The sequence below is a fragment of the Streptomyces sp. NPDC030862 genome (assembly GCF_055571835.1).
Genome location: NZ_JBVIEN010000002.1, coordinates 231556 through 244432 on the forward strand (window position 1 = coordinate 231556; position 12877 = coordinate 244432).

At 72.0% G+C, this 12877-nt stretch carries 13 protein-coding genes; 9 read left to right on the forward strand and 4 right to left on the reverse strand.

Going from position 1 to position 12877, the window contains the following annotated elements; translation table 11 throughout:
• Nucleotides 1–191: 191 nt before the first annotated feature.
• The 5 genes from ACZ42X_RS05305 (at nucleotide 192) to ACZ42X_RS05325 (ending at nucleotide 4046) form a co-directional block, all read left to right on the forward strand.
• The gene (locus ACZ42X_RS05305; protein ID WP_468284516.1) at nucleotides 192–2372 is read left to right on the forward strand and encodes an ATP-dependent DNA helicase UvrD2; all 2181 of its coding nucleotides are present in this window, start codon (nucleotides 192–194) and stop codon (nucleotides 2370–2372) included.
• A 166-nt stretch (nucleotides 2373–2538) separates the two neighbouring features.
• Nucleotides 2539–2871 carry a hypothetical protein gene (locus tag ACZ42X_RS05310; protein ID WP_468284518.1) on the forward strand — a complete coding sequence of 111 codons (333 nt, stop codon included), beginning with the start codon at nucleotides 2539–2541 and terminating at the stop codon, nucleotides 2869–2871.
• A gap of 169 nt (nucleotides 2872–3040) precedes the next feature.
• On the forward strand, nucleotides 3041–3409 hold the full coding sequence (locus ACZ42X_RS05315; protein WP_468284520.1) for a WhiB family transcriptional regulator: 369 nt from the start codon (nucleotides 3041–3043) through the stop codon (nucleotides 3407–3409).
• Nucleotides 3406–3735: a hypothetical protein gene (locus ACZ42X_RS05320; RefSeq protein WP_468284522.1), complete on the forward strand. Its 330-nt coding sequence runs from the start codon at nucleotides 3406–3408 to the stop codon at nucleotides 3733–3735. The genes ACZ42X_RS05315 and ACZ42X_RS05320 overlap by 4 nt, the downstream gene beginning before the upstream one ends.
• Before the next feature lie 113 nt (nucleotides 3736–3848).
• Complete coding sequence (locus tag ACZ42X_RS05325) at nucleotides 3849–4046, forward strand: hypothetical protein (RefSeq protein WP_355362632.1); 198 nt, start codon at nucleotides 3849–3851, stop codon at nucleotides 4044–4046.
• Nucleotides 4047–4092: 46 nt separating this feature from the next.
• Here ACZ42X_RS05325 and ACZ42X_RS05330 read toward each other — a convergent pair whose 3' ends face one another.
• Together ACZ42X_RS05330 and ACZ42X_RS05335 are read right to left on the reverse strand one after the other, a co-directional pair.
• The gene (locus tag ACZ42X_RS05330) at nucleotides 4093–5469 is read right to left on the reverse strand and encodes an ABC1 kinase family protein (RefSeq protein ID WP_468284525.1); all 1377 of its coding nucleotides are present in this window, start codon (nucleotides 5467–5469) and stop codon (nucleotides 4093–4095) included.
• Between the two features lie 63 nt (nucleotides 5470–5532).
• The gene (locus ACZ42X_RS05335; RefSeq protein ID WP_468284527.1) at nucleotides 5533–6681 is read right to left on the reverse strand and encodes a TOMM precursor leader peptide-binding protein; all 1149 of its coding nucleotides are present in this window, start codon (nucleotides 6679–6681) and stop codon (nucleotides 5533–5535) included.
• Nucleotides 6682–6883: 202 nt separating this feature from the next.
• Between ACZ42X_RS05335 and ACZ42X_RS05340 the strand changes: the two genes are divergently transcribed.
• From ACZ42X_RS05340 to ACZ42X_RS05355, 4 genes are all read left to right on the forward strand, one after another.
• Nucleotides 6884–7459 carry a M48 metallopeptidase family protein gene (locus ACZ42X_RS05340; RefSeq protein WP_468284529.1) on the forward strand — a complete coding sequence of 192 codons (576 nt, stop codon included), beginning with the start codon at nucleotides 6884–6886 and terminating at the stop codon, nucleotides 7457–7459.
• A gap of 108 nt (nucleotides 7460–7567) precedes the next feature.
• Nucleotides 7568–9259 (forward strand): TerD family protein, encoded by a 1692-nt coding sequence (locus tag ACZ42X_RS05345; RefSeq protein WP_468284532.1) that lies wholly within the window; start codon nucleotides 7568–7570, stop codon nucleotides 9257–9259.
• A gap of 13 nt (nucleotides 9260–9272) precedes the next feature.
• Complete coding sequence (locus ACZ42X_RS05350; protein WP_468284534.1) at nucleotides 9273–9953, forward strand: AIM24 family protein; 681 nt, start codon at nucleotides 9273–9275, stop codon at nucleotides 9951–9953.
• Nucleotides 9954–9972: 19 nt separating this feature from the next.
• Nucleotides 9973–10728 carry an AIM24 family protein gene (locus ACZ42X_RS05355; RefSeq protein ID WP_468284536.1) on the forward strand — a complete coding sequence of 252 codons (756 nt, stop codon included), beginning with the start codon at nucleotides 9973–9975 and terminating at the stop codon, nucleotides 10726–10728.
• Between the two features lie 50 nt (nucleotides 10729–10778).
• On the opposite strand, the gene ACZ42X_RS05360 is transcribed toward ACZ42X_RS05355, so the two are convergent.
• Both ACZ42X_RS05360 and ACZ42X_RS05365 read right to left on the reverse strand, forming a co-directional pair.
• Nucleotides 10779–11300 carry an NUDIX hydrolase gene (locus ACZ42X_RS05360; protein ID WP_361419477.1) on the reverse strand — a complete coding sequence of 174 codons (522 nt, stop codon included), beginning with the start codon at nucleotides 11298–11300 and terminating at the stop codon, nucleotides 10779–10781.
• Complete coding sequence (locus ACZ42X_RS05365) at nucleotides 11297–12721, reverse strand: zinc-dependent metalloprotease (RefSeq protein WP_468284538.1); 1425 nt, start codon at nucleotides 12719–12721, stop codon at nucleotides 11297–11299. Before ACZ42X_RS05365 ends, ACZ42X_RS05360 begins: the two co-directional genes overlap by 4 nt.
• Nucleotides 12722–12877 lie beyond the last annotated feature (156 nt).

Genomic DNA, 12877 nt, shown 5'->3' on the forward strand with positions numbered 1-12877 from the left:
GTCTCTGCGCTCCTCGCGTTCACTGGGGGTGGGTGCCGGCCGGTTGCGGCACCAGGAGACAGAACGTACGCCCTCCGCCCGTCATTCCCGGGGGCGCACCGAGCGGCCGAGTGGGGTGATTAATACGACCGGGACCCCTGTCCTGTGGACAACCGGCGGGACCGCCGCCGCCGACCTGGCAGCATGGCAGGGTGACAGCAGCAACGGACTCCACTCTCTTCCCGCAGGTCCCTCAGACGGCCGACGCGGTGCTCGACGGGCTCGACCCCGAGCAGCGCGAGGTGGCGACGGCCCTGCACGGTCCGGTGTGCGTGCTGGCGGGTGCCGGCACGGGCAAGACGCGCGCGATCACCCACCGGATCGCGTATGGCGTGCGGGCGGGCATACTCGCGCCCGCCAGTGTGCTGGCCGTCACCTTCACCAACCGGGCCGCCGGAGAGATGCGCGGGCGGCTGCGCCAGCTCGGCGCGGGCGGCGTCCAGGCCCGCACCTTCCACTCCGCGGCCCTGCGCCAGCTCCAGTACTTCTGGCCGAAAGTGGTCGGTGGCGATCTGCCCCGCCTGGTGGAGCGCAAGATCCAGCTGGTCGCCGAGGCCGCCGCGCGCTGCCGTATCCGCCTCGACCGCAATGAGCTGCGCGACACCACCAGCGAGATCGAGTGGGCCAAGGTCACCCAGACGGTCCCCGCCGACTATCCGGCCGCGGTCGCCAAGGCCCAGCGCGACGCCCCGCGCGACCCCGCCGAGATTGGCCAGATCTATGCCATGTACGAGCAGCTCAAGCGGGACCGCGGAGTCATCGACTTCGAGGACGTGCTGCTGCTGACCGTCGGCATCCTCCAGGACCGCCACGACATCGCCGAGCAGATCCGCCGCCAGTACCAGCACTTCGTGGTGGACGAATACCAGGACGTCTCGCCCCTCCAGCAGCGGCTCCTCGACCTGTGGCTGGGCGACCGGGACAACCTGTGCGTCGTCGGCGACGCCAGCCAGACGATCTACTCCTTCACCGGGGCCACCCCCGACCACCTGCTGAACTTCCGCGCCCGCCACCCGAACGCCACCGTGGTGAAGCTCGTCCGCGACTACCGCTCGACGCCGCAGGTCGTCCACCTGGCCAACGGGCTCCTCGCCCAGGCCCGCGGCCGGGCCGCCGAGCACCGCCTGGAGCTGGTCTCCCAGCGCGACCCGGGCCCCGAGCCCGCCTACACGGAGTACGCCGACGAGCCCGCCGAGGCCGAGGGCACCGCCCGCCGCATCCGCGACCTGATCGCCGCCGGGGTCCCGGCCGGCGAGATCGCCGTGCTCTACCGGATCAACGCCCAGTCCGAGGTCTACGAGCAGGCCCTGGCCGACGCCGGCGTGCCCTACCAGCTGCGCGGCGCCGAGCGCTTCTTCGAGCGCGCCGAGGTGCGCGAGGCGGGCGTCGCCCTGCGCGGCGCGGCCCGCGCCGGCGGGAACGACTCGCTGCTCGACGACGCCGAGGACCTGCCCTCGCAGGTGCGGGCCGTGTTGTCGACCAAGGGCTGGACCACCGAGCCCCCGGCCGGCTCCGGCGCCGTCCGCGACCGCTGGGAGTCGCTGGCCGCCCTGGTCCGGCTCGCCGAGGACTTCGCCCGCGCCCGCCCGGACGCCACGCTCGGCGACCTGGTGACCGAGCTCGACGAGCGGGCCGCCGCCCAGCACGCCCCCACCGTCCAGGGCGTCACCCTCGCCTCGCTCCACGCGGCGAAGGGCCTGGAGTGGGACGCCGTGTTCCTGGTCGGCCTCACCGAGGGCATGATGCCGATCACCTACGCCAAGACGGACGAGCAGGTCGAGGAGGAGCGCCGCCTGCTGTACGTCGGCGTCACCCGGGCCCGGCTGCACCTGTCGCTGTCCTGGGCGCTGTCGCGCTCGCCCGGCGGCCGCGCCTCCCGCCGCCCCACCCGGTTCCTCGCCGGGCTGCGCCCCGGCTCGGCGTTCCCCGGCGCCCGTACCGCCGGCGGGGGCGGCGGCGTCGAGCGCGGCAGCGGCGGCTCCCGCCGCAAGCGCCGGGGCCCGGTGCAGTGCCGGGTGTGCGGCAGCACCCTTACCGACGCCGGCGAGATGAAGCTCATGCGCTGCGAGGGCTGCCCCTCCGACATGGACGAGGGCCTCTACGAGCGCCTGCGCGAGTGGCGGTCGGAGCAGGCCAGGGAGCTCGGCCAGCCCGCGTACTGCGTCTTCACGGACAAGACCCTGATGGCGATCGCGGAGGCCGTGCCGTCGACCGATGGCGAGCTCGCCGCCATCTCGGGCGTCGGGGCGCGCAAACTGGACCGCTTCGGCGCCGACGTTCTGGCCATTTGTGCAGGTCAGGAGGTCGGCGAGAGCGGAGGGGAGGACTCCTGAAAACTCGTCGGAAAAATAGTTTGCGCCCACAGCAGTGATCCCCATAGGTTCTTAACCACGAGAACAGCGGCTTCTCTGAAGCCCTGTCCTTGTGCTGTACTTATCCGAATACGCGTGGGACCGGCTCCAACCGATCCCCCCAAGACGCCGAGAGGAGGCGATTGCAGTGATCAGCATCAACACCAGCCCCAGCAGCACCACCGCCAAACTGGCCGGTCACTCGGTCGTCTCCGCCTGCTCGCTCGGCCTCTCCGGCTCGGCGTTCATTGGCACCGGTATGTCCGGCCTCGCGGCCGAGCGTCCCGCCATGCTTCTGGCGGATCTTCCCGTCCGTGAGCGCAATGAGCGACCGACCAAGGCACTGGAAGCAGCAGTAGTGAAGGCAGAGGCCCAGGCCTATGCCTTTGCGGCGGCCGGTGCCGAAACGAAGAAGCAGACGCAGCACCACCACACGATGTGGGCCTTCCGTGGGCTCGAACCCTGGAGTGATCCAGCCTGATCCAGCATCAGGCCGGCGCCTTCAGGGCCGCGGAACCCCACCCGGGATCCGCGGCCCTTCTGTTTTCCCTGATGAGGGAGACGGAGCGAAGGGGCCTCGGGACAAGGCAGAACCCGGTACCAGCCCACCGGCCAACAGGCCGGACCGACCAGACGAGGAAGACAGAACCGTGCAACTCGAAGCGCACGCCCCGTCCGTACCGCCTTCACAGACGATCCCCCCGCCCGGCCTCACGGAGGACCCCGCTTTGACCCCCCTCACCGCGCTCACCGCGCTCGACGACGCCATCGAGAACCTGGGCGTACCCGTTCCCTGCCGCGCTTACGACCCCGAGGTCTTCTTCGCCGAGTCGCCGGCCGACGTCGAGTACGCCAAGTCCCTCTGCCGGACCTGCCCCCTCATGGAGGCCTGCCTGGCGGGCGCCAAGGAGCGGCGCGAGCCGTGGGGCGTCTGGGGCGGTGAGCTCTTCGTCCAGGGCGTCGTCGTCGCCCGCAAGCGGCCGCGTGGCCGCCCGCGCAAGAACCCGGTCGTGGCATGAGCGCCACTGCCGGAACCATCGACCGCCCCCTGACGCACGATCCCCAGAAGCAGGCCCCCATGTCCTCTTCCGCGAGCGAGCCCAACGGCTCCGCCACCACCCCAGCTGTCACCACCATCGGCGCGAACGTCTCGCGTCAGAACAGGAACCGTGAGATGCAACTCCTCCAAGAAGCCCTGGCCCGTGCCCATATGCATGAGCGCATGCGGGAAGTGAACGCGGAACGCCAGGCCGTGCGCCTGGTCGCCGCCCGCCGCATGCAGCGCCGCGCCGAGCGTGTCTCGCTGCGCGCCCGCCGCGCTCTGGCCATGGCTGTTATGCACTAAGTGCCCCACGGCACTGAGCCAGACAGTGGAACCTCGCGGGGGCCGGTCCGAACGGACCGGCCCCCGCGGTGCGTTGCACGCGGCCCCGGCCCGGGCGGGGTTATCGTCTCGTAGTGAACGAGCGGACTCCTCCCCCCGAGCCGCAGGGCAAGCAGAGCGTGGTGTGCTCCCGCTGCGGCAAGACCGCCGACAAGCTGCCGGTGACCTGGACCTGTTCCGTGGAGAACGGCAGCCGCCGCTACTTCTGCGACGACTGCGCCCGCGCCCACCTCAGAGCCATCGAGAGCAGACTCGACTCCGCCTGGTGGTGACGGGGCCCGCCGGCCGGCGCGGCCCCGCGCCGCCCCGCCGGCCGTTTCAGGCCTGGGCCTCCACCACGGCCGCGTCCTCCTCACCGTCGTCCTCCGGCAGGAAGCCCGGCAGCCACGACTCCAGCTCGTCCCGCAGCCGTACCGTCGCGTTCAGCTGGCACAGCACCCCGATCGTGCTCAGCGTCACCCGGTGGATCAGCAGGTAGGACGGCGGCAGGTTGAGCTGCTTGCCCAACTGGTACGCGGGAGAACGGACATCGGCGATCCGCGCCGCCTGGGCACGTATCCAGCCGCGCGTGAAGGTGAACGCGTCCACCTCCGCCGGCTCGATGATCGGCAGCAGATACTCCAGCACCGCGTCCGGGTCGAGCTCGATCGTCTCCTTGACGAACCCCTCGGCGCACAGGAGTTCGTAGACCGTCTCCGCCTCTCCCTCCAGGGTCATCCGCAGGCAGGTTCCGATGGTGTCCGGCAGACCGCCCGGCAGCCGGTCCACCGTTCCGAAGTCCAGTACCCCCAGCCGCCACTCGCCCTCGCCACCGTCCGCCGCGGGCAGCAGCCGGAAGTTTCCCGGGTGCGGATCGGCGTGCAGCAGACCCGTGCGGGCGGGCCCCGAGAACAGGAACCGCGCCAGCAACTGCCCTGCCCGGTCCCGCTGCTCCGGCGTACCGTCCGCGATGATCTCCGCCAGCGGTATGCCCTCGATCCACTCGGTCACCAGCACCTGCTCGCACTGGTGCACCACATCCGGCACCACCACATCGGGATCGTCGGCGAACTCCGCCGCGTGTTGCCGCTGTGCCTCCGCCTCCAGGCGGTAGTCCAGCTCCTCCGCGACCCGGTCGCGCAACTCGGTGATCAGCGGCTTGATGTCCATGCCCGGAACCAGCGGCCCCAGCAGCCGGGCGAAGCGGCTCAGCTGCGCCAGGTCGGACAGCAGAGCGTCGCCCGCCCCCGGGTACTGCACCTTCACCGCCACCTGACGGCCGTCGTGCCACACGGCCCGGTGCACCTGGCCGATCGACGCGGCCGCCGACGGCTTGTCCTCGAACTCCAGGAACAGCTCGCGCCATTCCGCGCCCAGCCGCTCCTCCAGCACCGAGTGGACCGTACGGCTCGGCATCGGCGGAGCCGCCTCCTGGAGCTTGGTGAGCGCCGCACGGTAGGGCCCGGCGACCTCCTCGGGAAGCGCGGACTCGAAGACGGACAGCGCCTGCCCGAGCTTCATCGCGCCGCCCTTCAGCTCGCCCAGCACGCGGAACAGCTGGTCCGCCGTCCGCTGCTGCAGCTCCCGGGTCACTATCTCCGCCGACTTGCCGCCGATCCGCTTGCCCAGCCCCCATGTGGCCCGACCGGCGAAGCTCAGCGGCAACGCGGCCAACTTGGCGGTACGGGTGACCGCCTTCCGGGGAAGATCAGACATATTGCCCCTCCAAATCCCAGACTGCCGTGCCGCGTTGCCTCCGGCATGACTGCGTTGACGCCGTTACCCCGCCATTGTGTCCTGCTCGGCCCCGGCCTCCGAGGTGCGCTCCCCCTCGCCGCGGCCCGCCGCACCACAGGCGCAGTCGGGGTGCGGGGCGATCCGCTGCGCCCGCCAGTCCAGCAGCGGCAGCGACGTCTCCCAGCGGGTCCCCGTGCTCGCCGGCAACTCCCCGTCCAGGAACGCCAGCGCGTGCGCCGCCGCCAGCCCCGCGGCCGCCGTCGCCAGGCCCAGGTCGCAGGCCGGCACCCGGCTCCGCCGGCCCGATCGCCACTGCGCCAGCATCCGCGGCCACGCCGGGTCGCGGTCCACCCGCCCCAGATCCAGGCACCGTACGCATGCCGTGCCACCGGGGAGCACCAGCGGCCCCACCACACCCGTGGCCTCGATGACCCCCGCGTACAGATGGGGCGTGCCCGTGGCCACCCAGTCGTCCGCCGTCAGCGGGTCCGGGGCGTACGCCGACAGCCCGTCCCGCGGAGCCACCACGACCAGCGACAGACCCGGCTCCGAGCCCGCCGGCCGCCCCGCCCGCGGTACGGTCCGCGGCGCGCGGCCGGCCGGTGCCACCCGGCTCACCAGCCGCCGGGCCGCCGCGTCCCGCCGCTCGCCCACCGCCTGGGCCGGTAGCCCGCCGGGTGCGACGTCCCACGGCTCCACGCGATCGCCGTCCAGCACCTCCACCCGGCCGACCCCGGACGCCGACAGCAGCGCCGCGATGCTCGCCCCCACCCGCCCCGCGCCCCGCACCTGCACCCGCATCGAGCGCCGGGCCGCCAACCGCCGTATCGCGCCGCCCGGCTCGCGGTGGACGACGGAGAGCGACGCGAGATCGGCGCGCAGCCGGTCGAGCGCTCCGTCCTCCTTGCGCAGCGCGTCCGCCGCCGGATCGCCCGCCGCCGCGTCGTCCAGCAGCCCCGCCTCCGCCAGCCGGGCCACCAGCGCCTCCATCCGGCCCTCCGGCAGCCCCAGCGCCCGGGCCTCCTCACGCAGGAGCCCCAGCCCCCGCGTCCCGTCGAACAGGCCGAGCAGACTGCCCGTCGTCGTATCCACCGGACCCAGCACCACCGCGTGTGCCGGTGTCGTCCCGAACTGCACGTACTGCAGATTCCGCCATGCCCGCCGCAGTGCGGGCTTCACCATCGGATGCATATCCGCCCCCGTGATCCCTGCCCGAATCCCCGTTGATCCGTTGCGGCCAGAATGCCCGTCGCGGCCGATACCGGTGGAAAGTTGTCCACAGGGCCGAGGTATTAGTCGTTTAGTCGTTCAAATGGTGCGGGCTATGGATGGATCATGCGGGAACCCGGCCGGAGGGAGGACTTCCCCCGTTGACAGCGGGTAACGTCGGGGCGTGCCCGCCGACCCGCAGCCCAGCCTGACCAGCGACCCGTCACGCCCCCCGGGGGCCGGCACGGTCGAGGTCCGAAGGAGCTCCCGGCGCCGCCGGACGGTATCCGCCTACCGCGAGGGCGACCGGACGATCGTGCTCATCCCCGCCCGCATGTCGGAGGCGGAGGAGCGCCGCTGGGTGACCGTGATGCTCGACAAACTCGCGGCCCAGGAGAGCAAGCGCACCCCGGGCGACGGCGAACTGGCCGAGCGCGCCGCGCGCTTGTCCGACCAGTACTTCGAGGGCCGGGCCAGGCCGACGTCCGTGCGATGGGTCACCAATCAGAACACCCGCTGGGGCTCCTGCACGCCGGGGGAGGGCAGCATCCGCCTCTCGCACCGGTTGCAGGGCATGCCGGAGTACGTCATCGACTACGTACTCGTCCACGAACTGGCCCACCTGCTGGTGCCGGGCCACGGGCCGCGGTTCTGGCGGCTGCTGGAGGCGTACCCTCGCACCGAGCGGGCCCGCGGCTACCTCGAAGGCGTCGTCGCGGCGGCCCGCCTGCCGCATCCACCGCCCGGTCGCGGAGAGTGATATTCACCGATCCTGTACCGAACGTGTACCGGCTTGGCTCGATGTCGTAGGGAGCCGTTAGCCTGGCGCGACGGATTCACGTTTCGGGATGGGGGACGGTCGTTACGCATGGCCAGGGAATTCCAACGCGGCCACAAGGCCAAGATCAGTGATCTGACGCCCGGGACCGATCTGTACGTGGGTGTGCAGATCGCGGCGCCCGGTCTGACCTTCGACATCAGCTGTTTCGGCCTCGACGCCGACGAACGGCTGTCTGACGACCGGTATTTCATCTTCTTCAACCAACCGAAGTCGCCCGAGGAGTCCATCCAGCTGCTGGGCCCGCAGGCCGGTGACACCGAGTCCTTCCGTGTCACGCTCGACCGCGTCCCGGCGCACATCCACAAGCTGTCCTTCACCGCGACGATCGACGGCGCCGGACAGATGTCGCAGGTCGGGCCCGGATACATCCGCATCGTCGCGGGCGGCGAGGAAGTGGCCCGGTACGCCTTCACGGGCGCCGAGTTCAGCACCGAGCGCGCGGTCATGCTGGGCGACTTCTACCTCAAGGACGTCTGGCGGTTCGCCGCCGTCGGCCAGGGGTTCGACGGTGGCCTGGAGGCGCTGCTCAAGAACTTCGGCGGCGAGGTCGCCGAGGAGGAGCCCGCCGCCCCGCAGGCCGCGCAGACCGCGGCGCCGGGCTTCGCCCCGCCCGCGTTCGCCCCACCTGCCGCTCCCGCACCCTCCGCACCACCTGCCCATCCGCAGGCTCAGCCGCCGCAGCCGGCACCGTCGTTCGGAGCCCCGGTGCCCGCGCCCGCCCCGGCCCCGGTGCCCGCGCCCGCCCCGGAGCCCCCGGCGCCCGCGCCGCAGCCCATGCACGCCGCCCCGACCATGGCCGCACCGATGGCCCCGTCGGCCACGCCGACGCCGCCGCCCGGCCAGTCCCCGTACGGACAGCCGCCGCAACAGGCGCACTTCGGCCCGGGCCAGGGCCAGGTCCCCGGCCAGACCCCGCCGTACGGCCAGCCGGCCCCGTCCCCCGCCCCGTACGGTCAGCCGGCCCCGGCCCCGTACGGCCAGCAGCAGTACGGACAGCCCGCCTACGGTCAGCCGCAGTACGGCCACCAGCCGCCCGCCGGCATGGCGCCGAGCGGCGGCGCCGGGCTGGAGGCGGCGCTCCAGAAGTACCGCGAAACCGCCACCGGCCAGCGGTGGACCCCGCAGAACCAGCAGCTCATGCGGGTCGACCTCGCCATGGGCGGCACGCCCGTCCTCGCCCGCCAGGGCAGCATGGTCATGTACCAGGGCAAGGTCGAATTCGGCTACAAGGGCGCCGGCTTCTCCGGCCGCATCGTCGGCAACGCCACCGGCCAGGAGATGCAGCTGATGCGCTGCACCGGCCGCGGCCAGGTCTTCCTCGCCGAGAACGGCGCCCACCTGCACCCCATCGAGCTCCAGGGCGACGGCATCTGCGTCTCCGCCGAGAACGTCCTCGCGTTCGACGAGTCGCTGCAGTACGAGGTGCGCCGCATCGAGGGCCACGGCATTCCGGGCGGCGCGCTGTTCACCATGCAGTTCACCGGCACGGGCACGGTCGTCGTCAAGACGCACGGCGTCCCCGTCGTCCTCCCCGTCACACCGACCACCTTCGCCGACTGCAACGCCGTCGTCGCCTGGTCGTCCGCGTCCCAGGTGATCCTCTCCAGCCAGGTCCGGCTGCGCCGCAACGCCTACCCCGGCCACAGCGGGGAGACCGTCAACCTGCAGTTCCGGGGCGCCCCCGGAAACTTCATCATCGTCCAGCCGTACGAGGTCTGAGGGAGCCCGAAGAATGAACCAGCAACTCGCGGGCTACGCCCCCACCCCCGTCGCGGCCCGGATGGAGAACCACGGCCGCCACATGCTCAAGGTCGCCATGGCCTCCGGCCAGGACCTGTACGCGCGCACCGGCTCGATGGTGTCCTACGAGGGCTTCGTCCAGTACGAGCCGAACCCGCCCGCCGTCCGCCAGATCGCCTCCCAGTGGATCACCGGCGAAGGCGCACCGATCATGAAGTGCTCCGGCGACGGCCTGCTGTACCTCGCCGACTACGGCGCCGACGTCGTCGTCATCAACCTCGACAACGACGCGATCTCCGTCAACGGCACCAACGTGCTGGCCTTCGACGCGCACCTCCAGTGGGGCGCCGAGAGGGTCAAGGGCCTGGCCAAGTTCGCCGGACAGGGCCTGTGGAACGTACAGATCGCCGGTACGGGCTGGGTCGCCCTCACCTCGCGCGGCACCCCGATCGTGGTCGACTGCGGCCGGGGCGAGGACGAGACGTACGTCGACCCCGACGCGCTCGTCGCCTGGTCGCCGACGCTCAAGGTGAAGGGCAAGCGCAGCTTCAAGGCCTCCTCCCTGATCGGGCGGGGCAGCGGGGAGGCGTACCAGATGGCCTTCTCCGGCCAGGGCATCGTCGTCGTACAGCCGAGCGAGGACAGCACCGACCGCCTGCGGATCCGGGGCTGAGGGGGAGCGAGAACACACCATGCAGAGCCCGCTTTTCAGCTACACGGAACAGCAGACCCAGGACCGGTACGCCGTCCAGAACCCGCAGCTCCTGCGGGTGGCGCTCACCGGCCACGACGACGTCCTCGCCCGCAAGGGGGCCATGGTCGCCTACCAGGGGCTGATCGACTTCGACGGCGAGTACCAGAACCAGACGCAGCGCCGCGCCCGCGCCAACACCGGTGAGGGCCTGGACCTGATGCGCTGCTCCGGCCAGGGCACCGTCTACTTCGCCAACCTCGCGCAGTACATCCACGTCGTGGAGGTCGACCAGGAGGGCATGACCGTGGACAGCGCCTATGTGCTGGCGCTCGACTCCACCCTGCACACCGAGGTCATCGCCGTGGACAGCCAGTACGGCATCTCCGGCTCCGGCAAGTACCAGCTGAACATCTCCGGCCGCGGCCAGGTCGCCCTGATGACCTCCGGACAGCCGCTGATGATGCACGTGACGCCGGAGAAGTACGTCAGCGTCGACTCCGACGCGATCGTCGCCTGGTCGTCGTCGCTGCGCGTCCAGATGCAGGCCCAGACCCACTCCTCCAGCGTGCGCCGCCGCCGCGGCTCCACGGGGGAGGGCTGGGAGCTGAGCTTCCTGGGGCAGGGTTTCGTGCTCGTCCAGCCCAGCGAGGTCATGCCGCCGCAGGCGGCCCAGATCGGGCAGGGCGTCGGCGCGCAGTTCGGCGTGGGCCAGCACGGCGCGCACGCCCAGAACCAGAACAACGCCTGGAACTGAGCGCCGCGGGCGGGTGAGGGGCGGCCGCCGGTGCCGGCCGCCCCTCACCGCTACGGAACCGCCCGGGCCGCCTCCACCAGCCGTACGACCGAGTCGTCGGCCACCGCCGCCACCTCGTCGTACGCGAACCAGCGCAGGTCCAGCGACTCCTCGCTGATCGCCTCCACCGCGTCCGGCGGCGCGACCGCCACGTACTGCAGGTCCAGGTGCCAGTGGCAGGGCGCCGGGATCGGGTGCCGGTCCAGCCGCACCGGCCCGCCCGGACGCAGAGCGAGCCCCGGGATCCCCGACTCCTCCGTCGCCTCCCGGAGCGCCGCCGCGGCCACGGTCTCGTCGCCGGGCTCGCAGTGCCCGCCCATCTGCAGCCACATGCCGAGCTTCTTGTGCAGGGTCAGCAGCACCCGGCCGCGCGCCGGATCGACCACCAGCGCGCTCGCCGTCAGGTGCCCGGCCTCGCACGCCTTCCACATGCCGTCCGGGTGCGCCGCCAGGTGATCGAGATAGAGCTGCCGCAGCTCGGGCTGGTCCTCGTACGCCTTCAGTACGAGGACGGCGTCGTCGTGCAGGCTCACTTGTCGGTGTCGTCCTCGTCGTCGCCCTGGGGCCCCTTGGGCCGGTCCTGGTTGCCCGCGGCCTCGCCGAGCATCTTGTCGAGCTCCGAGAAGTCCAGGTGCTCGCGGTGGACGAAGCCGTCCGGGTCGTCCAGGTCGGACGCCGTCGGCAGCATGTCCGGGTGCTGCCACAGGTCGTCGCGGCCGTCCACACCGCGCGCGTCCGTCAGCGACGCCCACAGCCGGGAGGCGTCCCGCAGGCGGCGCGGACGCAGCTCCAGGCCGATCAGGGTGGCGAAGGTCTGCTCGGCCGGGCCGCCCGAGGCCCGGCGCCGGCGCAGTGTCTCGCGCAGCGCGGCCGCCGACGTCAGCCGGGACTTCGCGGCCTCGTGCACCACGGCGTCCACCCAGCCCTCGACGAGCGCCAGCGCCGTCTCCAGGCGGGCCAGGGCGGCCTTCTGCTCGGCCGTGTCCTCCGGCTGGAACATGCCCTGCTGGAGCGCCTCCTGGAGCTGCTCCGGGTTGGACGGGTCCAGACCGCTGACCGCGTCCTCCAGCTTGGTCGTGTCGACCTTGATCCCGCGTGCGTACCCCTCGACCGCGCCGAACAGGTGCGAGCGCAGCCACGGCACGTGGGCGAAGAGCCGCTGGTGGGCGGCCTCCCGCAGCGCCAGGTAGAGCCGCACCTCGTCCTTCGGGACGCCGAGGTCCTTGCCGAAGGCCTCCATGTTCAGCGGGAGCAGCGCGGCCTTGCCGGCCGGGCCCAGGGGGAGGCCGATGTCCGTCGAGCCGACCACCTCGCCCGCCAGCACGCCCACGGCCTGACCGATCTGCTGACCGAACATGGCGCCGCCCATGGAGCGCATCATGCCGAGCAGCGGCCCGGCCATGGCCTGCATCTCCTCGGGGAGGACGTCGCCCATGGCGGCACCCACGCGCTCGGCGACCGGGTCCACCAGCTGCTGCCAGGCGGGGAGCGTCGCCTCGACCCACTCCGCGCGGCTCCACGCCACGGCCGAGTGGGCACCGGACGGCAGGGACGTCACACCGTCCAGCCAGAGGTCCGCCAGACGCACGGCCTCCTCGACCGCGGAGCGCTCGGCCGGACCCACGCTGGAGTCCTTGGTGCCGTCCGAGGTGCCCTGGGCGACCGTCTGGCGCGCGATCTGCTTGGCCATGTCCCAGTTGACGGGACCGCCCTCGTAGCTCAGCATCTGGCCGAGCTGCTGGAAGGCCGCCCCCAGATCGTTGGGGTTCAGCGAGCCGAACATCGCGGCGAACGGGTTGTCCGCGCCGCCCATGCCACCTGGCAGACCGCCGAACCCGAAGGGGTTGCCGGGGGCACCGGCACCCTTGTCACCTTCGGAGGGCTTCTTCTTGCCCTCGTCGCCGTCCTCCGGCTCCTCCGGCGGAAGGCCGAATCCGAATGGGGTGTCACTCACGGGTTTCCTCGGCTCGTAGGGCCGCCGGCTCCTGCCGGCGGCGGCTGCCCGACAACACCACCAGCGTAGACATCCGAGCCGGACATGGGCTCGGTGCTTCACTGAGTCCTGGCCTGCGGCAGGATGGACGCCACCTGGTACGTACGCGTCATTCAC